Here is a 24,011-nt window from a genome sequence, read left to right as displayed (position 1 = left end):
CTTTTCGGTGCGATTTTCTTGCCCTTTTTCATAACGTTGACCTCCTTTTTTGGTCAACCTTTTTTATATACGGACAATCTCTTTCTTGTGTCTTGTCTCTTATCTCTTGAATCTTCATATAATTCCTTCTCTCACCAAGTCATGTATATGCAAAATACCCAAGTAGTTTCCGTTTTCTGCTACTACCAGCTGACTGATATCATGATCTCTCATGATATCCAAAGCTTCTACGGCCAGCATACCGGGTTCGATGCTTTTGGGGTTTGCTGTTAAAATATCAGCTGCAGTAATAGCTCCCAGTTCATTTGTTTTTTCTAACATTCTTCGCAAATCACCATCAGTAATAATACCTAAGATGTTGTTGTTTTCATCCACAACAGCAGTAACACCCAATCTTTTTTCTGTGATTTCAACAATCACTTGTTTAAGGGTAGCATTCAATGGAACTTTGGGTTGTTCATTATTGAGATACAGATCTGCCACCCTCAGGTACAAACGTTTACCAAGATTTCCGCCCGGATGGTATTTGGCAAAATCATGCCCTGAAAAACCATGTAATTCCATCAAACAAACAGCTAACACATCACCCATGACCATTTGAGCAGTGGTACTGCTGGTGGGGGCGAGATTATTGGGACAGGCTTCCTGACTCACTGTTGTGTTCAATACATGATCTGATGACTGCGCCAGAAAGCTCTGCATATTGCCTACCATACCAATCAAAGTATTGCCAAAGTTTTTGATCAAGGGAACCAATACCTTGATTTCCGGACTTTCCCCACTTTTACTGATCAGCATCACCACATCATCTTGCTGAACCATACCCAGATCTCCATGAATGGCGTCTGCTGCATGCATGAATAATGAGGGAGTTCCTGTAGAATTAAGGGTGGCAACGATTTTTTGCGCTACAATCGCACTTTTCCCGATACCACTGATTACAATCCGACCTTTACAGGCGGCCAAAATGCGAATCGTTTTCTCAAAAGTATCGTCAATAAATGCGGATAATCCGGCAACAGATGCCGCTTCCAGTTCAATCGTTGTAATGGCTGTTTCTAGGATCGTTTTTTTCATGCTGCACAAAGGTAAACTTTAACAGCAAAGTGTGTGTAATCATCCCATTCTTCGTTAACTTCGCCGTCCTTTTGAAAAAAACTCAAAAGTGCACCAAAGACCGGGTCCGCCGGAAACACTTCCTCTGCGCCAATTGGCAAATTTTAAGTGAAAATTCCGGGGAAAAGAGGTATCTTATATGATTATAACCGGCTCCGCAGGTGCGGAAAACCTATCGTAAATACATGGCAACAAGTACAAAGAAAACCCCGGCAAAAAAAGCAACGGTGAAAGAGAGACCCCCCATTAAGGTCGGGAAAAGAACTGGTCCTGTAGCGTTAAAAGGAAGTCAATACGATATCCACGGCGCCCTAGAAACCTATTTTGGCTTCCGTGAATTCAAAGGAACACAGGAAAAATCGATCAGAAGTCTGTTAAGTGGACAAGATACATTTGTCATCATGCCTACCGGTGGTGGAAAAAGTCTGTGTTATCAGCTACCGGCCATGATTCTTGATGGCTGTGCTATTATTGTATCTCCCCTTATTGCCTTAATGAAAAATCAGGTAGACTTAGTAAGAGGATACAGTGAAAAAGACGATGTAGCCCATTTCCTCAACTCCTCCCTCAATAAAGGACAGATCAAAGCAGTGAAAGAAGACCTCGACAGCGGTAAAACCAAACTGCTGTATGTTGCTCCGGAAACCTTAACCAAGGCAGAAAACCTGGAATATTTCCGTGATCTCAAGATTTCTTTTTTTGCTGTGGATGAAGCACACTGTATCTCTGAGTGGGGACATGATTTCAGACCTGAATACCGTCGCTTGCGTGAAATGATGGATATCATTAATCCAGATGTTCCAGTGATTGCATTAACAGCTACGGCTACTCCAAAAGTACAGAGTGATATTGTTAAAAACCTCGGTTTACGTGAGCCGAATATTTTGATCTCTTCTTTCAATCGTACCAATCTTTATTATGAGATTCAACCGAAGATCAAAAAAGATCAGACAGTAAAACATATTGTAAAGTTCATCAGTCAGCATAAAGGCAAAAGCGGTATCATTTATACATTGAACCGCAAAACCACAGAAGAACTGGCAGAATTATTGGTGGCGAATAATATCAAAGCAGTCGCTTATCATGCCGGACTGGATCAAAAACTGCGTGCCGAAAGACAGGATCAGTTTTTGAATGAAGATGTACAAGTAATTGTGGCTACCATCGCATTTGGAATGGGGATTGATAAACCCGATATCCGTTTTGTGATTCACTTCAATATTCCTAAATCCATCGAGAATTATTATCAGGAAACAGGACGTGCGGGAAGAGATGGATTGGAGGGAATTTGTGTACTCTACTATTCCCATAAAGATGTAGCGAAACTCGAACACTTAATGCGCGACAAACCTTTGAGTGAAAGAGAAGTGGGCGGACAACTAATTGATGAAACAGTTGCTTATGCAGAAAGTTCTGTTTGCAGAAGAAAGATATTGTTACACTATTTCGGTGAAACCTGGGAAGAAAAGAACTGTGGTAATTGTGACAACTGCCGCAATCCGAAAGAGAAAATAGAAGTGAAGGAAGAAGTGGTGCAAGTACTGAAAACCATTCAGGCATTGGATGAAAGATTTGTGACGGATTATGTAATCAGTGTACTGGTTGGAAAACTAACGCCACAAATTGGCATGTTCAGACATGATCAGTTGGAAGTATTTGGTATTGGAAAAGATAAAGAACTGCATTTGTGGAACAGCTTGATCCGACAAATGATGTTGGAGAACCTGATCAGAAAAGATATTGAAGAGTATGGCTTACTGAAGATCACAGAAAAAGGAGAGAAGTTTTTGAAGAAGCCTGCTTCTTTCAAAATCGTACTCAATAATTTATTTGAAGATGCCAATGCCGATGATGAAGAAGGCGAAGGAGGAACACAAACCGGAGCAGCAGCCGATGATAAGCTTTTTGAAATGCTCAAAGAGTTGCGTCAAAAAGAAGCCAAGAAAAAGAACCTGCCTCCATTTGTAATTTTCCTAGAAACTTCTTTACAGGACATGGCTACTTTATACCCAACTACATTACAGGAGTTGGAGAAATGTCAGGGTGTAAGTAAGGGTAAGGCGCTGAAATACGGGAAACCATTTGTAGAGATGGTTGCTAAGTATGTAGAAGAGAATGAAATTGAAAAGCCGGATGATTTTGTGATGAAGAGTGTGGCGAATAAGGCGAACAATAAAATTTATATCATTCAGAATGTAGACAAGAAAATACCGCTGGAAACCATAGCGAGAAATAAAAGTTTGCGTTTGGATGAGCTACTGGAAGAAATGGAAACCATTGCAGCCAGTGGAACCAAGCTGAACCTGGACTACGCCATTGATGAATGGCTGGATGAATACGATCAGGAAGAGATCATTGAATATTTTAAAAACTGTGAAACCTCCTCCCTCCAAATTGCACAACAAGAACTCAGCGACAATGATTACACCTGGGAACAGTTGAAAATTATGCGGATTAAGTTTTTGAGTGTGTATGGGAATTAGGAAAGTGAAAGGTGAAACGTGAAAGGGGGTTGAAGTAGTATGAATCTAATCCTTTCACGTTTCACCTTTCACTTTTCACACTATCCAATCATCACAATTATGTATAAACACATTCTTCTTTCTCTGATAGCAGCAATGATATTCGGCGCTACCCATGCACAATCTCATCAGCTTCGTGTGTTGACTTATAATGTTCGCAATGCGAAGGGTTTGGATGAGGCTACCAATTATCGGCGTATTGCAGACATTTTGCAAACATCAAAGGCTGATGTCATTGCATTGCAGGAGCTGGATAGTGTAACCTATCGCAGTAAACAAGTAGATGTGTTACAAAAACTATCTGAGCTAACAGGCATGTTTGCTGTATATGCACCTGCGATTGATTATAATGGAGGTAAATATGGTGTGGGTGTGTTGTCGAAGGAGAAGCCTTTGTCGTTTCGTTATCTATCCTTACCTGGCAGAGAAGAGAAAAGGGTGTTATTGTTGGTTGAATTTGAACGTTATGTTTTTCTGTGTACGCATTTGTCATTAACAGAAGAAGATCGAATCAATACGGTGAATATAATCAATCAGGAAGTAGACGCTTACAAAAAGCCGGTACTACTCGCAGGTGATTTGAATGATCTTCCCAGCTCTTCTTTTATGCAATCTTTACAACAGCAGTGGACATTGCTAAGTGGCACCGGCTATAGTTTTCCGGCAAATAAACCCGATCGTTGTATTGATTATATTCTTACCAGAAAAAATGATCCATTTAAAGTGAAGTCGGCCATCGTGATGGATGAGCCGGTGGCTTCTGATCATCGGCCGGTGTTGGTGGAGTTGGAGTGGTGAGGTGTATGGAAAATCTGTTTGATAGCATCTTATTTAAAAGATCAATCATGGCAGAAATACAAACTCAAACCAGTAAAAAATGATTTTGGTGGGAATGCAGAGCCAGTTGTATTAATATTCCCAACAAAAGGATGTACATACGGAAACTTAGTTGATGTTTTAGATGAAATGATGATCAATGGATTAAAAAGGTATATGCTTCTTGATAAAGAAGTTTAGTGTTTTTCAAGTATAAATACGGTAGATATGTACTTGATTCTTTTCATATTGTTCTTGTGATCTTCTCTCATTCTATCTTCCCATTTTAATGATTGAGTGGGAACAGAAAATGCCATCATAAAAATTCGAAACAGAAAAGTAGAGTTAAAACTCACTTTTGAATATGCGGATCATATCATGCATAACTTCATGTATTATAATCCGCCTCATGATGTTTGTTTCCTTGATATACAGAGGATTGCAAAGAGTGCAGTCTTTCAAAACAAAAAGGGTAGAATCTGGTGCGGAGTGGCTCAGTTTAATGCTAAAAAATACCAAGTTGTCATCATTTTAACTGCTAATTTTGCTGTAATAAAAACCTGCTATTATTACAAACATGCCTAAAAAACAGAAGTCCATATTAAAACAAGAAGACTATGTTATCGGACTATTCGGTGAAAAGTACCCTAAAAATTTTAGGTATAAAATTTCTACTGAATGGGAATTAGCAGAAGTAAAATGGTTGATTAGTGAAGGTGACTTTGACAGTATAGAAGATTATGAATTATTTACGACTAAGCTATTATTGAATCAACACACTAATTGACTTTGTCATCCCCCCTTTTTAATTATTAAAGCCTTCTATAAAAGTCGCGATGTCTAACAAAAAACCTCAAAAAATTAAAATGGTAAAAGGAGCGTTTGGTATCAAACTTCCTGAGAATTATCGTTTTAAATTGAAGGATAAAAATGAGCGTAAAGAAGTATTGTGGTTAATCAAAGAGGGTGTATTTAAAGACATTCGCGATTATGAAGAAACGATGACGCGGTTATTATTGGAACCTTAAAACTTTTCTTATAATGTCATTATTCTATATATGCCCAAAAAAAAGAAGACCATTATTGAAGATGAGAATTATGTTATCGGGCTTTTCGGAGAAAAGTATCCTAAGAATTTTCGCTATAAAATTTCAACAGAATGGGAACTGGCAGAAGTAAAATGGTTGATTAGCGAAGGTGATTATGATAGTATAGAAGATTATGAATTATTTACAACCAAACTACTGATGAATCAGCATTAGATTATTTTATTGCCACTGAAAACACAGAATCCCACAGAAGGGTTTTTCAGTGTCCCTCAGTGCCTTCTCCGAAGGAGTCCTTTGGACAGTGGCAATCAATTCCTATAACAGAATCCTAACATTAAAATCTCCCCTAATCAAGGTTATCAATGCAGCACTGGCACCAAATTTGGTGTCTTTTCTGAACATCCCCCTGAGTTATTATTTCGTTTATTGAAAAAAAGGAGGGTTTATGTACATCAAGAGTCTGCAACCAAATATCATCGAAAACGACAGCTACCTTACGGTACTGTCTGAACGTACCGGAAATCTGGTACTGAAAGTATTAGACGTGGAAGGACATATGGCCAAAACCGTAGTAGCTGATGTAGCAGAAGGGCTTCAACAACTGGCGTTGAATCTCAGTGATTTAGGTAGTGGTAACTATATACTCAATGCCTTTAATGGAGATGTCTTTATTAAAGCCATCCGTTTCATCAAACAATAAAGCTTTACTTTTTGCGATCAACAGGGACTCCATTTATGGGGTCCTTTTCTTTTGAAATGCTGCTACTCGCTGTTGTACATTCTCTCGAACATTCATATAGTACAAATTGAAATCGCCTATATGATAATTCTTAGTCGTGAAAAATATATTACCAAAAAACCGAGGCTTGTGTGTCCATAAAACACCTGTAGCATTGTTTGCCGCTGCCACTTTTTTCACAACACTATTAAAACCTGTTACCACACCACCCTTGTTTTCTTTTCTTGTTGCCATGGTATCCATACTACTCCAAGTCAATGGATTGGTGACCACAGCAATATAATTTTCTTTTGATACATACTCTGGCTTGTATCCTTCTTTATACGTTCTCCAACTCAACAAACAACCTGTTTGCTCGGGCGTAGAACAAGGCCGAATGGCAGTAAACCAATCAGGCTCCACCGGAATACCCACCAAATAAGCTGCTACCAATTGCTGCTGCAAAGGCTTGCCATCAAAAAACTCTTTGACCAATCGTTTACCATGAGTGGTACCCTGACTATGCGCCGCCATAATAATCAGTCTACCTTGGTTGTAATTTTTGAGGTATAAAACAAAAGCAGCTTTTATATCGGCATATGCCAATTCAAATGCTTGTAATGCAGCAGCAGTATCTGCTGCAGATTTTGGGAAATAGGCACCCAAATGGGCTTGTCGGTACCTGGGCGCAAAAACACGTCCGGCCGCATTGAAGATGCTGGCTTGAAAAAGTATGGTACTATAATCTGTTTTCGCTGCTAATAAAGAATCGGTAATCGCAGCATTCCAACCGGATAAACGTTTTTCATCGGTATAAGTAGTTGGATGAATAAAAAAAACATCCACAGTAGAATCAGCTTTGAAATGCTTACGCAGCGGTTTGGGAACACTATCCGAAGGATCCGGCTTATAGGGGTGGGCTGCCCAGAAATTCAAATCTGTATAATCGGGGGCATTGGAAGTGGATACCAACTGATATTGTGAAGCATATTTATGATAGCCATTGCTGCAACTACTGAAAAGGATGACTAACCCACAAAAACAAAAGATTGCCTTCATGGCATAAAGTTGATAAAAATACCTGAAACTCACTCTTATCAACAGGTTAACGGAAATCGGAGTAGTTTTGTACTTTTCCAAACGGTTCTACCAGAACTGATTTTATTGTTCACATTAAATTGATTGTTATGGCCATTCCAGTAGTAGACCTCGCAGAATTTTTAAGCGGTGACCCGGCACGCAAAGCCGCTTTTGTACAAGAATTGGGAAAAGCCTATGAGGAAGTAGGCTTTGTAGCAGTAAAAAATCATGGTATACCCGATCAACTGATCGCAGAGCAATATGAACATGTACAACAATTTTTCTCACTTCCTCTCGAGAAAAAATTACAGTATGAAATTCCGGGTTTGGCCGGACAAAGGGGCTATACCAGTTTTGGCCGTGAGCATGCCAAAGGCAGTGAAGCACCGGATCTGAAAGAATTTTTCCAGTACGGACAAACCGTTGAAAATGGAGATCCTATTAAAAGCGAGTATCCGGATAATGTGGTTGTGAAAGAAATAGAACCTTTGAATGCCACTTTATTCAATGCGTACAGAAATTTTGAGAAAAGTGGTCGTGCTTTGTTGCAAGCCATTGCTTTGTACCTGGGGTTGGATGAAAATTATTTTGATCAACATATCGAAAATGGTAATTCTATTTTACGTTGTATCCATTATCCGCCGATCACACAAGAACCTAAGAGTGCTATTCGCGCAGAACAGCATGAAGACATCAATTTGATCACTCTGCTGGTAGGTGCTTCTGCGGATGGATTGCAAATTCTAACCAAACAAGGTGAATGGGTGAATGTAACTTCATTACCGGAACAGATCGTAGTGAATGTGGGTGATATGTTGCAACGTCTTACCAACAATAAATTACGCAGCACCACCCACCGTGTGGTAAACCCACCAAGAGAACATTGGCATACCAGCCGTTTCTCCATGCCTTTTTTCCTTCACCCCAGAAGTGAAATGAGTCTGGCCTGTCTGGAAAGCTGCATTGACGCCGCTCACCCCAAAGCCTATCCCGATGCTACCGCAGGCGAATATTTGGATGAAAGACTGAGAGAGATTGGGCTGAAAAAATAAGGACAGCAGAGCTGTAGGCTTCAAGCTGCAAGCCACAGGCTATAAGCAAGGAACAAGAAATAAGAAACAGGGAACAAGAAAGCTTCAAGCCACAGGCTACAAGAAAGTATCAAGAAGCAATTTTCAAGATTTCTTGTGGCTTGCAGCGTGTGGCTTGAAGCTTATATCAGATTTTCGGCAGTTTCAAGGATTTCAGTAATTTCCACTCTCAACAGTTGCCTCTATTAACCCTTGATACTAGTACGTCATATCCCGTTTCTGCGCGCTGTATTATGGCATAGTCTTTCCGCGTTTGGAGGACCGCAGGGGCATTTAGGGATGATGATGAAGACTTTTGTTCAACAGCGTCGCGATGTTTCTGAAACTGAATTGATGGAATACAACGCCTTCTGTCAGTTATTACCCGGAGCTTCTTCCACACAAACACTTACACTGATTGGATATAAACGTGGTGGCATACCATTGGCGATTCTTACCTTATTGATTTGGATCACACCGGCTTGTATATTGATGGGGGGATTGTCTTTTTTATTGCAGTATTTCAGCAGTAAAGATGTTCGTCCTGATTTTTTTATGTTCATCCAGCCGATGGCCATTGGTTTTATTGCCTATTCTACGTATCGCATTTTTAATATCGCCGTTCACAATACCATCACCCGGGTGATCATGACAGTAGCAGCTTTTGCTACTTTTTTATTGTTTAAAACACCATGGATTTTTCCTGCACTGATTGTAGCTGCGGGTATTGCTACCAATTTCAGTGATAAGCGTATTCCGCAAAAAGATGTTCCGCCTAAAAAAATCAAGTGGGGTAATATCATCATCTTTTTCTTATTGTTTGGTACTGCCGGTTATATTTCGGAAACGGCTACCCGCAACAACTGGGAAAACCGAAAAGCCATCAACCTTTTTGAGAACGCCTACCGTTTTGGGAGTCTTGTTTTTGGTGGAGGTGATGTGATGATGCCCTTGATGTATGAACAATATGTAACTCGTCCTGAATCTAAAAGAATCAAGGAAACGAGAAGAGATGTATTGAAAATGTCCAAAGAAGATTTTCTAACCGGATCAGGCATGGTACGGGCGATACCCGGACCTGTATTTTCTATTGGTGCCTTTGCTGGAGGCATGGTGTTAAAAGATGAAGGTGCCGGTTGGCAATTAATGGGTTGTTTGATTGGTGCCATAGCCATTTTTCTTCCCAGTGCCTTATTGGTACTTTTCTTTTTCCCGGTATGGCATAACCTAAAACGATATGCAGTCATCTTCCGATCACTGGAAGGTATCAATGCAGCAGTAGTAGGTATTATGACCGGCGCCACTTTTTATCTCATGAAAGATACTTTCCTCATCGCTTTATTTGAAGGTCGCCTAATAGCCATTTGGGATATTTTTATCATTATCGGTACTTTCTTATTACTCAGACTGAATAAGATTCCCGCGCCTTTGATTGTGATGGGTTGTTTACTGTTGGGGTATTTGGTTCATTGAGTTGCAAGATGCACGCTTCACGCTATGAGCTATATGAACGAAAAACATGTAAGTTAGCATACTTGGCTAATCTATCAGATAATCTCCATCATTACGTGAAGCCTGTAGCTTGCAGCCTGAAGCTTGTTACCCCTATCTCCTTCATTTACTACAAAAACCGTATATTAGAGCATGGTCACATTAGCTATCTACAACCTTAAAGGTGGCGTAGGCAAAACAGCTGCGTCCATTAATCTGGCTTACGCATCAGCCAAAGAAGGATTCAAAACATTGGTATGGGATCTGGATCCACAAGGGTCGTCTTCCTTTTATTTGGGAGTTAAGTCCACCGTTAAAAATGAGTCTCGGAAAATTCTCAACAGCGAGATGGATCTGCAATCAGCCATACAAACCACCTCTTATGAGAACCTGAATGTCATTCCGGCCGATATTTCAGCCCGTCATGCAGATATCCTGCTGAATGAAATGAAACAATCCAAACGCAAGCTACTCTCACTATTATCTGCACTCAAAAATGAGTACGATATCGTGATACTGGATAGTCCACCGGGTATTTCTGTTTTACATGATGCTGTTTTTGTAGCGGCCGACTGGGTATTGATGCCGAATATTCCCACTACATTATCGATTCGTTCATTCGAAACGGTAAATGATTATTTCAAAGAGAATGATCTGGATCGTTCCAAGATCAAATGTTTCTTTAGTATGGTGGATCATCGCAAAAATTTGCATCATGAAGTGATGAGTGAATTTTATAAAGACAAATACTTCCTGAAGAGTTATATTCCTTATTTAAGTGATGTAGAAAAAATGGGTGTACATGAAGCTCCCATCGAAACTTTTGCTGCCAGTAGTTATGCAGCACAATGCTATCGCGATCTTTGGAAAGAAATCAGAAAAAATTGTATTCAGTAATTATCAATTCTTTGCTTAGTTGACAAACTGCGGATTATGGAAAGACATTTATCATCATGGTATAGTCCGGCATTGGGAAAAGAAATGCCGATTGCTTCTTATGGGCATTTTGGTTTTGTATTATTACTGATCCCGACTGCTGCTGCCGATTATTTGGAATATGAACGTTTTCAGTTGATTGATGCCCTGGCACCTTTCATCAACAGCGGAAAGCTTCGTGTATTCAGCATCGATAGTATGAATAAAGAAAGTTGGATGAACAATGAAATGGAGCCTGCACACAAAGCCATTCGTCATAATCAATTCAATGAGTATGTGTTCAATGAAGTGATTCCATTCATCAGAACCAATACGAGTAATGAAACCATGATCTACACTTGTGGTGCCTCATTCGGAGCCTTGCATGCCATGAACTTATTTTTGAAACGACCCGATATCATCAATGGTGCCATCAGTATGAGTGGTGTGTATGATCTCACAGAATACACCAAAGGCTATTGGGATGATCAGGTGTTTTATAATAGTCCGGCACATTACCTACCCACACTTACAGATCTATGGTATCTCGATAAAATCAAATCCAGTCATCATATTCATATCTATACCGGAAGCGGTTCCTATGAAGATCCGGAAGCTTCTAAAAAATTTGCCGGCATACTCTACAGTAAAGGCATTTGGTATGACCTTGATGTATGGGGACAAGACATCACCCACGACTGGCCCACTTGGCGCACGATGCTGCCGTATATTGTGGATGTGAAATTTTAGTCTATGGTCGATAGTCCATAGTAAAAACCATTGACCAAAATAAATAAACTTTCCTACTATGGACCATGGACCATCAACCATGGACTACACTGCAAAATCCACGTTAATTCCCTTCACATTTCAGGCTTTCTGCTCGTCCTGATTTAATATTACAGTTCAATTGACGGGTTTGAGAAAAAAGCTACTATTTCTTTTTTTGGTGATTGCTTTTGGCTCTGTGAAAGAACAGGCTGCTGCTCAGTTTGTGACCATTTCGGGTAATGTATATGATATCACCGCCAGAAGACCTTTGGAAGCTGTTGCTGTATTGAGCAATTCAGGTAGAGGTGCAATTACAGATTCTTTAGGGCGTTATCTGATCACCGTTCCAAGAACTGATTCGATATGGTTTTCTATGATTGGAAAATCTACGATGAAGTATCCGGTAGATACCATCATCAACGTAGATAATTTCAATGTGATGATTCATGTCCGCGCAGCAGATCTGCCGGAAGTAAAAGTGCGGAACAATTATTATAAGCTCGATTCCATACAGAACAGACAGGATTATGCCAAAGCATTCAATTTCAGAAAACCAACAGTGCGTTTGAGTACCAATCCGAATTATAATCCGGGCGGACTAACAGCAGGGTTTGATTTGACAGAGCTCATCAATATGTTTCGTGTACGTAGAAATCGTAATCTGGAGTTTTTACAGAATCGTTTAATAGATGAAGAGCAACAAAAATACATTGATCGCAGATTCAGTAAAAAATTTGTCCGTGAACTAACGCTGTTAAACTCACCGGATTTGGATACTTTCATGAATCGATACAGACCCTCTTATGAAATGATAACACAGTTGAATGATCTGGAATTGGGTTATTATATTAACAGGAGTTATGACCACTACAGATCAGTTCGATACGATTGGAGGGGTAGATTGAGGCGAAGAGACGATTGATTTCATAGCATCAAAACCAATGTATGCAAAAACGTATTTTACTCACAACCTTGGTTTGTTTTTTTACTATACTATTAGTAGCACAGCAAAGAGAAGGCGTGTGGAGGGGTATTGTTTCTGTATATTCGCCTCAAATCGACATTCATAAAACCAGCCCTCAAGGAATACTCGATGTTGAAACTGCTTTTCGTACCAGAGACCAGATCTTTAACGGACTTCAACGAATGCGGATTAATAATCTTATCATAGATACCGATGCAAAAGTAGAATGGTTAGAAGTAGCAGATAAAGCAATTGCACAGTTGACTTCTTATGGTCCGGACAACAAGCAGATTACCATGTATCAATTTTCTGTAAGACCTACTCCTAAAGAATATTATCAATACCACTTACAGGGGAAATCGGTTTTGGTGAATGAGGCAAAACGTAAAGCAGACTTATTTGATCTTCGTGGCAGTTTTATGGAAACAGATTCTTCTGTATTATTTTATGGTATTTGGGAACATCCTTTTACAAGACGTCGTTTTGGATATTTTGAATTTGTGTTGACAAAAGATGCTGTGACGATTAATCCGGAATTGATGCATGTATTATTAAAACAAAAAAATGAAGCTGAGCCTTCCACAGAATCCCCAATGATTACTGTTGCTCCGGTGTATGATTCTTTGGTAACGGATGCCATATCGATATTTGGAAATCTGGTAGACAATGGTCTAATAGATCAGGATACACTGAGTATATGGTTCAATGGGAAATTATTGGAAGACAATGTAGTACCCGGTAAAAAACCATTTTTCTTTCGTGCCAACTTGAGTGAAAAAGAGTGGAATCACCTTACCATCCGTTGTAAAAGCGAAGGAAAAGAAAAAGGAGCGGGGGTACATCTCAATCTGGGTTTGAATGATGTTCAGATGAAATATAACCTTGTATTCTATCGACACAATCAGGCAGATTGGGTTATTCGAAGAAAAGTTCCCAACAAATTGGCTGAATAGCCGTTATTGCTGAGCAAAGTGAAGAATCGCCGATGTAGAACACATCCCGGCCATTCATCCAATGTTGCAACAATAAGACATTAAATAATTCTATCTTTATCGGTCCTAAATCTCAAGTCTTGAAAAGAATGTATCCATTGGCTATTGCAGCACTGTTTACGGTAGCCTGTAAAAGCAAAAAAGAAGAACCACGTCAGCAGAATGGAGGTCAACAAGCAGTTATTGTAGATGTAATTATCGCTGGGAAGAGCAGTATTGCCAATACCATTGAAGTGAATGGTACGGTAGTGGCCAATGAAGCTGCCAATCTGCAACCGGAAGTAAGTGGCCGTTTAACTTATCTCAATCTACCAGAAGGAGCGAAAGTATCTCAAGGAACGGTGCTTGCCAGGATCAATGATGCTGATCTACAAGCCAATATGCAGAAAATTCGTGTTCAATTGGATCTGGCACAAAAAAATGAAGCTCGACTAAAAAAACTGCTTGATATCAATGGTATCAATCAGGCTGATTATGATGCCGTACTCAATCAGGTGAATACTTTAAAAGCAGATCTGGATATTACTCAAGCCCAGATCGATAAAACAGTGTTAAAAGCACCTTTCACCGGTATATTAGGTTTGAGAATGATCAGTCCGGGTGCTTATGTAACACCAGCTACCATTCTTGCTACGTTACAACAAACCGATAAAGTAAAGATCGATTTTACTGTTCCTGAAATGTATACGGACGTTATTGGTAAAGGAAAATCAGTCAATGTAAAAACCAATGCAGGTGGGTCTGTTCGCAAAGCCACCATCATTGCTACTGAACCACAGATCGATGCTACTACCCGTAACCTTAAAGTAAGAGCAGTATTGGATGGAGCCAATATTAATCCGGGTGCTTTTGTAAAAGTATTATTGGATGCAGGCGGTAAAAACAATAGCATTCTTGTTCCTACCAATGCCATCATTCCTGATGCAAAAGCCAAAAAAGTGGTAGTGGTGAAAGATGGAAAAGGTAAAATAACAGATATCGTAACAGGTTTACGCGCGAATGGTGCAGCAGAAGTGGTGAGTGGACTCAATGTAGGTGATAGCATTGCGGTATCAGGCGTATTATTTGTGCGTCCTAATTCTCAAATAAAAGTGAGAAGTGTAAAACAGATCACAGAATTTATGGGGCAACAATAAGCTCCTGCAACTGAACCCTGTTTTCATTTCTTTAACCACTTGACTGTATGAATATTTCAGAACTATCGTTAAAACGACCAATCCTCGCAACCGTGATGAATATTCTCATCGTGTTGTTTGGAGTGGTGGGATATACTTTTTTATCAGTACGTGAATACCCGGCCATTGATCCACCCATTGTGAATGTGCGTACCTCTTATGCCGGTGCCAACTCAGATATTGTAGAGAGTCAGATCACAGAACCGCTGGAGAAGTCCATCAATGGAATTCCCGGTATCAGAACCATTACTTCTTCCAGTTCCAATGGTTCCAGTAATATCACGGTTGAATTCAATATCAATGAAGACCTCGAAGCTGCAGCCAATGATGTGCGTGATAAAGTGAGTCAGGCTGCACGAAATCTTCCTCAGGATATCGATGCACCACCGGTTGTAAGTAAAGCCGATGCGAATAGCGATTTCATTCTTTTAATGGCGGTACAAAGTCGTACCAAAGGTTTATTGGAGTTGAGTGACTATGCAGAAAATGTACTCGTTGAAAGATTACAAACCATTCCTGAAGTCAGCTCGATCAATATTTTCGGACAAAAACGTCCGGCGATGCGTATCTGGATTGATCCGGATAAACTCAATGCATATAATATCACATTTGCTGATCTGCGTAATGCACTGAATAGAGAAAACGTAGAGATACCATCCGGTAAAATTTATGGTCAGAATACAGAAATGACGATCCGTGCATTGGGACGATTACAAACAGAAAAAGATTTTCGGGATCTCATCATTTTTGAAGACAATAGAGGGATCATTCGATTGAGTGATGTGGCCAAAGTAGAGATCGGTCCGGAGAATGAAGAATTCAGTTGGCGATTGAATGGTGTGAATGCCGTTGGTTTGGCCATCATTCCACAACCCGGCGCCAACTATATTAAAATTGCTGATGAATTTTATAAACGCGTAGAAGAAATTCAGAAAAGTCAGAAAGGTGATTTTGAATTGACACCTTTGATCGATCAAACCAAAAATGTTCGACGTTCTATTAAAGAAGTAGAAGAAACCTTATTGATTTCTTTCAGTCTGGTAGTATTGGTGATTTTCTTCTTCTTCCGAAATTGGTTAATCGCGATTCGCCCATTGATCGATATCCCTATCTCACTCGTTGCCACTTTCTTCATCATGTATATCGCAGGTTTCTCTGTGAATGTATTGACCTTATTGGGTATCGTACTGGCAACAGGATTGGTGGTGGATGATGGTATCGTTGTAACAGAAAATATTTTCCGAAAACTGGAAGGAGGTTTGCCGATTCGCAAAGCGGCACTGGAGGGAAGTAAAGAAATTTTCTTTGCGGTTATTTCCACTTCTATTACACTGGCGGTAGTATTCTTACCTGTGATCTTCCTCGAAGGTTTTGTAGGAAGTCTGTTCCGTGAGTTTGGTATTACGGTAGCGGCAGCGGTATTGGTATCCGCATTTGTATCGCTCACCATCACACCGGTATTGAATGTATACCTGAATAAGAAAGATGCAGGACATGGTAAGTTCTATGAAATGACGGAACCCTTCTTCCGCGGTATGGAGAATGGCTATAAGCGAATGCTTACCGGATTTCTTCGCATCCGTTGGATGGCTTGGGTCATCATATTGCTTTGTTTGGGAGGTATTTACTTGGTAGGTACCAATCTGCAAAGTGAACTGGCACCACTTGAAGACAGAAGCAGTGTTCGTTTCCAAATGTCGGGTCCGGAAGGTGCGAGCTATAGTTATATGGTGGACGTGGGCAATAAACTCATTGATTACCTATCTGATTCTGTTCCTGAAAAAGACTTTGTATTTGCAGCCATCCCTGGTTTTGGTGGTAGTGGTGGTGTCAACAGCGGTACAGCTCGTATTGCTTTTGTAGATCCGGATAAACGTACGAGAAGTCAAAGCGAGATCGCAAGAGCCATTAGCAAAAAATTACCACAGTTCAACAATGCACGAATTTTTCCGGTAGAAGAACAAACCATTTCTGTTGGATTGGGCTCACGTGGGTCATTGCCTGTTCAATACATTTTACAGAATCTAGATTTTGAAAAGATCAAAGAAGTGATCCCGAAATTTTTAGAGGAAGCAAAAAAAGATAAGACTTTTTCAAACGTAGATGTAAACCTGAAATTCAATAAACCGGAATTACAGATCACCATCGATCGTATCAAAGCAAAGGATCTGGGATTATCTATCTCTGATGTTGCTGATGTTGTGTCGAGTGCATTCAGTGGAAGAAGACTGGCATATTTCATCATGAATGGTAAGCAATATGAAGTGATCTCACAAGTAGAGTTAAAAGATCGTCAGGAGCCGGGAGATATTTCGAATCTGTATGTAAGAAATGCAAGAGGAGAAAATATTCCATTGACATCGGTGGTGAAATTGGAAGAGAATTCCAATCCGCCAACACTCTTTCATTATAATCGATTCAAAGCGGCAACCATTTCAGCATCCTTGGCAGAAGGTAAGACTATTGGCGATGGTGTGAAAGCCATGCAAGCCATCGGTGATAAATTATTGGATGAAAGCTTCCAGACAGCTTTAGGTGGTGCATCAAGAGACTATGCAGAAAGTTCATCTAATACTACCTTCGCATTCGGATTGGCATTGGTATTGATTTATCTGGTATTGGCGGCACAGTTTGAAAGTTTCAAAGATCCATTCACCATCATGATCACAGTGCCGTTAGCATTGGCAGGTGCTTTATTGAGTTTGTGGTTATTTGATCAAACATTGAACATCTTCTCACAGATTGGTATGATCATGCTCATTGGACTCGTTACCAAGAATGGTATCCTCATAGTAGAATTTGCCAATCAGAAACGTGAATTCGGATTGAAGAAAACCGAAGCAGTAATCGAAGCTTCCGCACAACGTTTACGTCCGATCTTGATGACGAGTTTAGCAACTGCATTGGGTGCCTTACCGATTGCATTGAGTATCGGTGCAGCCGCTACCAGCCGTATGCCATTGGGTATTGTGATCGTAGGTGGTATCATGTTCTCACTCGTACTGACTTTGTTTGTGATACCTGCGGTGTACACGTTTATCTCTGGAAAGCATGAAGTGAAGAAGATGGATATTACGGATTAAATCAAAAGTCAAAAATCAAAAGTCAAAAATCAAAATTCAAAAAGGGTGAAAGTGATTGTTTTCACCCTTTTTTTATGTCTTCAACTTTCCTTTTATAGATCGTATTTTTGTAGTAGAAACTTCTTGTATGAAAACATCCGTGGCCGATATCAGAAAAGATTATAAACAACATTCCTTGAATGAAAGTGATGTAGCAGCTGATCCCTTTATGCAGTTCGAGCACTGGTGGCAGGAAGCAGTGAAGAGTGAAATCGATGAAGTGAATGCGATGACGCTGGCTACAGCTACTAAATCAGGAATACCCTCTGCTCGTATTGTTTTATTGAAGGGATATGATGCGCAAGGTTTTGTGTTCTTCACCAACTACAACAGTCACAAAGGACAAGAGCTGGCAGATAATCCGCAAGCAGCGTTGGTATTTTTCTGGAAAGAATTGGAGAGACAAATACGCATTGAAGGAACGGTAGAAAAAATAAGTGCGCAAGAGAGTGATGAGTATTTCCATTCTCGTCCGGAAGGAAGCCGTATTGGTGCCTGGGCATCGCCACAGAGTTCGGTGATACCGGATAGAAATGTCATTGAAGCTAATGTTGCTAAATATACCAGTGAATTCTCCGGACAAACCATTCCTCGTCCGGAACATTGGGGAGGTTATCGTGTAAGGCCAACAGTGATCGAGTTCTGGCAGGGAAGAAGTAGTCGTTTACATGATCGTTTCAAATACACCAAAACAGAACAGGGCTGGAAAGTAGAACGATTGGCGCCTTAATGATATTATTTGATAGAACACGGATTTTCATGATTGTTATGATTGGCGCAGATAGACTCATCAAAATCATGACTTATCATGAAGATCATGAAAATCTGCGTTCAATGTTTTTATCTACGGATGAGTATTTCTTTGATTTTTTTATTTTCGGGATGGAACATCAATTCGATATAGAAATCATTTCTTCTGTATACAATTGAAGGAATTTTCCTCGGGTAATAAGGCCTCATACCAATACTTAATACAGATTGTTTATCCAGTAATGGTATAACCTGCTCCATTGTAGCGCTACTGTCTAATATCATCGCACCATCTTTGAATTGGTTTGGATAGGTAATCAAATTATCTTTCTCGGGATCTTTGTGGCTCGACTTCATGAATAATCTAACACTATAGATATCTTTTTCTTTTGCATAGTATTCTATTGATACCCCAGATATTTTAAAACGAAAAGAAAATCTTTTCTCCCAACTGGTTTCTTTTGTATTAGGATCAAAAGAGCCAATAATCTTACCCTCAATACTTTTCTCATCCAAGAGAGAATCCAATTCCTTTTTATCGGGATTTGTTTTTAGTACAACCCCATTTAACAAAATGCTGTTTCCACGTAATTCAATACTTACCTGACTATAAATAGTTGATTGAAAAGCAAATAATAGCAGAAATAAAATATACCTATTCATAGTAAGATTTGTAAATCGTAGTACAGCTAAATACTTGTTATGTCTTTCACAGTTTGATATGACATCTTCAAATATATTATTTACTTCTTATGTGGAGACGTTAATAAGTGAATAGTGAGTAGTGACAGAAGAAAAAAAGAGCGTCTTAAAAAGACGCTCTTTTTTTCTTCTGTCAACTGTACACTGTCATCTATCAACTCACAACTCACAACTCACTACTTCCTCCCCATCGCCTTCTCCGCCGCCGCAACAATAAACGGCGTATCCAATCCGTATTTTGCGAGGAGTTCATTCGGTTTACCACTTTCACCGAAAGTGTCGTTGGTGCCGATGTATTCAATAGGAACCGGACAATGTCTGGCTGCCACTTGTGCAACAGCATCACCGAGTCCACCAATGATATTGTGTTCTTCTACGGTAACGGCGCATTTGGTTTTACTCAAAGAAGCAATGATGGCAGCTTCATCGAGTGGTTTGATGGTATGTATATTGATCAGTTCAACACTGATACCTTTTTCTTCCAAAATTTTTCCGGCTTCGATTGCTTTCCAAACCATGTGTCCGCAGGCGAAGATGGAAATATCGGTTCCTTCACTCATTTTCTGTGCTTTACCGATTACGAAATCGCTACCATCTTCTTTGGTGAAATTGGGCCATTTCGGGCGACCAAAACGCAGGTATACCGGACCATGCAAATCAGCAATGGCTTTGGTAGCAGCTTTGGTCTGATTGAAATCGCAAGGAACTACCACGGTCATACCGGGTAACATTTTCATCAATCCGATGTCTTCCAAAATTTGGTGGGTAGCACCATCTTCACCGAGTGTTAATCCGGCATGCGAAGCACAAATTTTTACATTTTTATCGCTATACGCAACGCTCTGACGAATCTGATCATACACACGACCCGTACTGAAGTTGGCGAAAGTAGTGGTGTATGGAATTTTACCACCGATGGTTAATCCTGCAGCAATACCAATCATATTGGCTTCAGCAATACCACACTGTATAAAACGATTAGGAAAATCTTTGATATAAGGTCCCAACTTGAAAGATCCTGCGAGGTCGGCAGTGAGAACCACTACATTTTCATTTTCTTTCGCAAGCTCATGAATACCCTCACCAAAACCGGCACGTGTTTCTTTTTCATTGAGGATCTGGATGTCTTTAAGTTTCATACGGTGTTGTGTTTTTGAAAAGTCAGTGCAAAGAAAGGGGTTATTAGTCAATAGTCCATGGTCCATAGTCCATGGTAAAACTGGTTGAATCAATTTCTTGCCATGGACTATGGACTATCGACCATGGACCATCATCAACTACCCCTCGAAAGAACTATAAAAATAAGGTGTCTTCGCTTCGAACTCGGCGCTGCAGGTGTCTACCATTTTGTAGACGCGGGTGATGCCGAGTGATTTGCGTTTTTCGTAGACTTGTTCATCGGTACAATCGCCATGTAAAATGTTGGCGATCTGTGCATCACTGAAACCATTTTTCTTGGCTTCTTTCAGTAAGTCTTCCGGTAAAGTATCCAACGAATATTTAGCGATCTCTTTTTCCATATTACAGATCTGTTGGATCTGATAGATGAACCAACGATCGATACCGGTGGCTTGTGAAATAGATTTTACAGTAGAACCCTGCATCAACGCATCTTTGATACGGAAGATGCGATCCCATTTCGGGGTTTTGATATACTCAGTGAGTTCTTCACTCTTCATTAAACTCTTACCATAATAGCCCAATCCCACTGCTTCATTCTCCAAACTCTGACAAGCTTTTTGAATGGCTTCTGTGAAGCTGCGACCGATGGCCATCACTTCACCTACGCTTTTCATCTGTAATCCCAATGTATCATTGGCACCTTTGAATTTGTCAAAGTTCCAGCGAGGGATTTTTACGATCACATAATCCAGAGTGGGTTCGAAATATGCAGAAGTAGTTTTTGTGATCTGGTTCTCCAGTTCATCCAGTGAATAACCAATCGCCAGTTTCGCGGCGATCTTCGCAATCGGATAACCGGTTGCTTTTGATGCCAATGCAGAAGAACGACTCACACGTGGATTGATTTCCACGGCGATCAATTCTTCTGTCTCCGGATTCAAAGCAAATTGTACGTTACAACCACCGGAAAAATTACCCAGTGAGCGCATCATCAGCATGGCTTTGTTACGCATTTCTTGGAAAGCGGTATCGCTGAGTGTCATGGCAGGGGCTACGGTGATAGAGTCGCCTGTATGTACACCCATCGGATCCACATTCTCAACGGTACAAATGATGACTACATTATCATTCTGATCACGCAATAATTCCAATTCAAATTCTTTCCATCCCAACACCGCTTTCTCAACCAGTACTTCATGGATGGGAGAAGCTTTCAGTCCGCGCTCCAGTGCTGCATCCAGATCTTCTTTGCCGTGCACGAAACCACCACCCGTTCCACCGAGGGTGAATGACGGACGAATCACCAATGGAAAACCAATCTCTTGTGCAAACTCTTTTCCTTCCAGAAAACTGTTAGCAACGCGGCTGGGGGCAACGGCCATCCCAATTTTCACCATCAACTGACGGAATTTCTCACGGTCTTCTGCCGTATCAATGGCAGCCACATCCACCCCAATCATACGCACACCATATTTCTCCCAAACACCCAGCTCATCAGCTTCTTTACAGAGGTTGAGGGCTGTTTGTCCACCCATGGTCGGCAGCACGGCGTCGATCTGGTTTTCTTCCAGGATCTGTTCAATGCTTTCAACGGTAAGGGGGAGGAGGTACACTTTATCGGCCATCATCGGATCGGTCATGATGGTGGCGGGATTGCTGTTGATCAGGATCACTTTGATACCTTCTTCACGCAAGCTCCTGGCAGCCTGAGAACCGGAATAATCAAACTCGCAGGCCTGTCCGATAATAATGGGACCCGAACCTACAATTAACACAGATTTGATGGATAGATCTTTGGGCATGGGACGAAAAAATAAATTGTGCAAATGTAAGGAAGGGAGGGTTATGGGGGGATTATTTTTTAGCAGTAAGCCTTTGGCTTTTGCTGCCAGCCACTAGCTACTAGCTGCTAGCTTGTTATTTTAGATAATATTGTTATTCGTATCGTTAATTTTTTTACTAGAAGCTAGCAGCTAGTGGCTGGCAGCTTTCTCCCCCCTACCTTCGCACAAAATTCTAACATGGCATTACCGGCGATTGGCAAAAAAGCTCCTGTTTTTAAGGGGGTGGACCAGGATGGGAGGAAACTGTCTTTGACAGATTTCAAGGGACAGAAAGTGGTTTTGTATTTCTATCCGCACGATAATACCCCTACTTGTACGGTGCAGGCATGTAATCTGCGAGATAATTACGCTTTATTGAAAAAGAAGGGTTTTCAAGTGATTGGTGTGAGTAGTGATGATGTGAAAAGCCATAAAAAATTTGAGACCAAACATCAATTGCCTTTTCCTTTATTGGCAGATGAAGATTTAAAGATTCATGAGCAGTATGGAGTATGGCAATTGAAAAAATTCATGGGAAAAGAATTCATGGGCACCATCCGTACTACTTTTTTGATCGATGAGAATGGAAAGATCAAAAACATCATCCAGAAACCCATGTCCAAAAAACATGCGGAAGAGGTATTGGCGGCATGGGGTGAGTAATAACGCTGTGGTCACTGTGGTAAAAAAAAATAACCACAAAAGCGAGAGAAACAGAGATTACGCGGAGGATATATTTTAAATTTCTATCTTGTTGCATCAATCTCTTGCTATGCAACGTATTTTCTTTTTTTGTTTGCTTATTGGTTGTATTCAGTTGAATGCGCAAAAGACCGATAAAAAATTACAGCAACAAATTGAAACACTTTTACAAGGTTTCCGTGGAGATATTGGTGTGTATGTGCACGATCTGAAGAAAAATAGAGTAGCAGCCGTACATGCCGATACCGTATTCCCAACTGCCAGTATGGTGAAAGTGCCGATTATGATTGGTGTGATGGATAAGATCAGTAAAAAAGAATTGGATTATCATCAATCACTGACCTATAAAGATTCATTGTTGTATGAAGGAGTAGATATTTTAGGTTCCTTCAAAAACAATGAGAAGATCGATCTGAGTAAAGTGATGATGCTCATGCTCACCACGAGTGATAATACTGCCAGTTTATGGTTGCAGTCATTGGCAGGTACGGGAACACGTATCAATCAGTTGATGGATAGTTTGGGATTTCCGAATACCAAAGTAAACAGCCGCACACCCGGAAGAGAAGAGATCAGAAAGATCTTTGGTTGGGGACAAACCACGCCGCGTGAAATGGCGACATTGTTTGAAAAGATAGCTGCCAGACAAATTCTTAGTGACTCTGCCAGTGATAAGATGTTGAAACTACTCGGGAGAAATTATTGGGATGAGGAGGGATTGTCATCCATACCTGCAGGTGTTTTTGTAGCGAGTAAAAACGGCGCAGTAAATGCGAGTAGAAGTGAAGTGATTTATGTACAAGGAGAAGGGGTAAATTATGTCTTCTGCATCTGCACCAAAAACAATCAAGACCAAAGCTGGACCCCCTCCAACGAAGCCTGGACCCTCACCCGAAAACTATCATCCCTGTTGTGGAACTACTATAAAAAGTAAGTTGCTATCTATATCCGCGTAAATCATGAGAATCATGAAAATCCGTGTGCTATTTCAGTAAAGTGGAACGCAGATGGAGCGGATTATCATGATTGACGCAGATAGTTTTTGTGGTACACGAATTGAATCAGCGTAGATCATGAAAATCATGAAAATCCGTGTTCTATATAGTTGTAA

23 protein-coding genes are annotated in these 24,011 nt (G+C 40.4%); 18 read left to right on the top strand and 5 right to left on the bottom strand.

What is annotated here, in order from left to right:
* Positions 1-114 precede the first annotated feature (114 nt).
* A complete protein-coding gene (locus ACTIEV_RS09210) occupies positions 115-1,077 on the bottom strand; it encodes a KpsF/GutQ family sugar-phosphate isomerase (RefSeq protein ID WP_322197287.1) in 963 nt (320 codons plus the stop codon).
* Positions 1,078-1,301: 224 nt separating this feature from the next.
* On the opposite strand from ACTIEV_RS09210, the gene recQ reads away from it, so the two are divergent.
* From recQ to ACTIEV_RS09175, 7 genes are all read left to right on the top strand, one after another.
* Positions 1,302-3,599, top strand: coding sequence for a DNA helicase RecQ (recQ, locus tag ACTIEV_RS09205; RefSeq protein ID WP_322197286.1), 2,298 nt, complete (start codon positions 1,302-1,304; stop codon positions 3,597-3,599).
* A gap of 99 nt (positions 3,600-3,698) precedes the next feature.
* Entirely contained in the window at positions 3,699-4,436 is a 738-nt protein-coding gene (locus ACTIEV_RS09200; RefSeq protein ID WP_322197284.1) for an endonuclease/exonuclease/phosphatase family protein, read from the top strand.
* Positions 4,437-4,454: 18 nt separating this feature from the next.
* Positions 4,455-4,655, top strand: coding sequence for a hypothetical protein (locus ACTIEV_RS09195; protein ID WP_322197283.1), 201 nt, complete (start codon positions 4,455-4,457; stop codon positions 4,653-4,655).
* 376 nt (positions 4,656-5,031) lie between these two features.
* Entirely contained in the window at positions 5,032-5,241 is a 210-nt protein-coding gene (locus ACTIEV_RS09190) for a hypothetical protein (RefSeq protein WP_178886433.1), read from the top strand.
* 79 nt (positions 5,242-5,320) lie between these two features.
* Positions 5,321-5,482, top strand: coding sequence for a hypothetical protein (locus tag ACTIEV_RS09185; RefSeq protein ID WP_322197282.1), 162 nt, complete (start codon positions 5,321-5,323; stop codon positions 5,480-5,482).
* Between the two features lie 30 nt (positions 5,483-5,512).
* Complete coding sequence (locus ACTIEV_RS09180) at positions 5,513-5,716, top strand: hypothetical protein (RefSeq protein WP_322197281.1); 204 nt, start codon at positions 5,513-5,515, stop codon at positions 5,714-5,716.
* Between the two features lie 232 nt (positions 5,717-5,948).
* A complete protein-coding gene (locus ACTIEV_RS09175; protein ID WP_322197280.1) occupies positions 5,949-6,203 on the top strand; it encodes a hypothetical protein in 255 nt (84 codons plus the stop codon).
* A 33-nt stretch (positions 6,204-6,236) separates the two neighbouring features.
* Here the strand turns inward: ACTIEV_RS09175 and ACTIEV_RS09170 are convergent, their stop codons facing one another.
* Positions 6,237-7,280: a DUF3089 domain-containing protein gene (locus tag ACTIEV_RS09170; protein ID WP_439516373.1), complete on the bottom strand. Its 1,044-nt coding sequence runs from the start codon at positions 7,278-7,280 to the stop codon at positions 6,237-6,239.
* 128 nt (positions 7,281-7,408) lie between these two features.
* Between ACTIEV_RS09170 and ACTIEV_RS09165 the strand changes: the two genes are divergently transcribed.
* From ACTIEV_RS09165 to pdxH, 9 genes are all read left to right on the top strand, one after another.
* Positions 7,409-8,353: an isopenicillin N synthase family dioxygenase gene (locus ACTIEV_RS09165; protein WP_250687117.1), complete on the top strand. Its 945-nt coding sequence runs from the start codon at positions 7,409-7,411 to the stop codon at positions 8,351-8,353.
* A 231-nt stretch (positions 8,354-8,584) separates the two neighbouring features.
* Entirely contained in the window at positions 8,585-9,844 is a 1,260-nt protein-coding gene (gene chrA / locus ACTIEV_RS09160; RefSeq protein ID WP_322197278.1) for a chromate efflux transporter, read from the top strand.
* A gap of 171 nt (positions 9,845-10,015) precedes the next feature.
* Positions 10,016-10,759, top strand: coding sequence for a ParA family protein (locus ACTIEV_RS09155; RefSeq protein ID WP_322197277.1), 744 nt, complete (start codon positions 10,016-10,018; stop codon positions 10,757-10,759).
* 36 nt (positions 10,760-10,795) lie between these two features.
* Entirely contained in the window at positions 10,796-11,527 is a 732-nt protein-coding gene (locus ACTIEV_RS09150; protein ID WP_322197276.1) for an esterase family protein, read from the top strand.
* Between the two features lie 169 nt (positions 11,528-11,696).
* The gene (locus ACTIEV_RS09145; protein ID WP_322197275.1) at positions 11,697-12,470 is read left to right on the top strand and encodes a hypothetical protein; all 774 of its coding nucleotides are present in this window, start codon (positions 11,697-11,699) and stop codon (positions 12,468-12,470) included.
* A gap of 23 nt (positions 12,471-12,493) precedes the next feature.
* The gene (locus tag ACTIEV_RS09140) at positions 12,494-13,465 is read left to right on the top strand and encodes a hypothetical protein (RefSeq protein WP_322197274.1); all 972 of its coding nucleotides are present in this window, start codon (positions 12,494-12,496) and stop codon (positions 13,463-13,465) included.
* A gap of 128 nt (positions 13,466-13,593) precedes the next feature.
* On the top strand, positions 13,594-14,640 hold the full coding sequence (locus ACTIEV_RS09135; protein WP_322197306.1) for an efflux RND transporter periplasmic adaptor subunit: 1,047 nt from the start codon (positions 13,594-13,596) through the stop codon (positions 14,638-14,640).
* Between the two features lie 47 nt (positions 14,641-14,687).
* Positions 14,688-17,762, top strand: a complete 3,075-nt coding sequence (locus tag ACTIEV_RS09130; protein WP_322197273.1) for an efflux RND transporter permease subunit — start codon at positions 14,688-14,690, stop codon at positions 17,760-17,762.
* 127 nt (positions 17,763-17,889) lie between these two features.
* Entirely contained in the window at positions 17,890-18,531 is a 642-nt protein-coding gene (gene pdxH / locus ACTIEV_RS09125) for a pyridoxamine 5'-phosphate oxidase (protein WP_322197272.1), read from the top strand.
* 110 nt (positions 18,532-18,641) lie between these two features.
* Here pdxH and ACTIEV_RS09120 read toward each other — a convergent pair whose 3' ends face one another.
* The 3 genes from ACTIEV_RS09120 to carB form a co-directional block, all read right to left on the bottom strand.
* Complete coding sequence (locus ACTIEV_RS09120; protein ID WP_322197271.1) at positions 18,642-19,214, bottom strand: hypothetical protein; 573 nt, start codon at positions 19,212-19,214, stop codon at positions 18,642-18,644.
* A gap of 215 nt (positions 19,215-19,429) precedes the next feature.
* On the bottom strand, positions 19,430-20,392 hold the full coding sequence (locus ACTIEV_RS09115; RefSeq protein ID WP_178886421.1) for a transketolase family protein: 963 nt from the start codon (positions 20,390-20,392) through the stop codon (positions 19,430-19,432).
* A gap of 138 nt (positions 20,393-20,530) precedes the next feature.
* On the bottom strand, positions 20,531-22,177 hold the full coding sequence (gene carB, locus ACTIEV_RS09110) for a carbamoyl-phosphate synthase large subunit (RefSeq protein ID WP_322197270.1): 1,647 nt from the start codon (positions 22,175-22,177) through the stop codon (positions 20,531-20,533).
* Between the two features lie 219 nt (positions 22,178-22,396).
* Between carB and bcp the strand changes: the two genes are divergently transcribed.
* Both bcp and ACTIEV_RS09100 read left to right on the top strand, forming a co-directional pair.
* Entirely contained in the window at positions 22,397-22,861 is a 465-nt protein-coding gene (gene bcp, locus ACTIEV_RS09105; RefSeq protein ID WP_250687128.1) for a thioredoxin-dependent thiol peroxidase, read from the top strand.
* A 109-nt stretch (positions 22,862-22,970) separates the two neighbouring features.
* Positions 22,971-23,834: a serine hydrolase gene (locus ACTIEV_RS09100; protein WP_322197269.1), complete on the top strand. Its 864-nt coding sequence runs from the start codon at positions 22,971-22,973 to the stop codon at positions 23,832-23,834.
* Positions 23,835-24,011 lie beyond the last annotated feature (177 nt).

Origin of the sequence: Sediminibacterium sp., from assembly GCF_051861365.1 — a bacterium.
Classification (GTDB): Bacteria; Bacteroidota; Bacteroidia; order Chitinophagales; family Chitinophagaceae; genus Sediminibacterium.
Note: the sequence above shows the minus strand (reverse complement) of the source record. Positions and strands in the feature narration are given on the sequence as shown.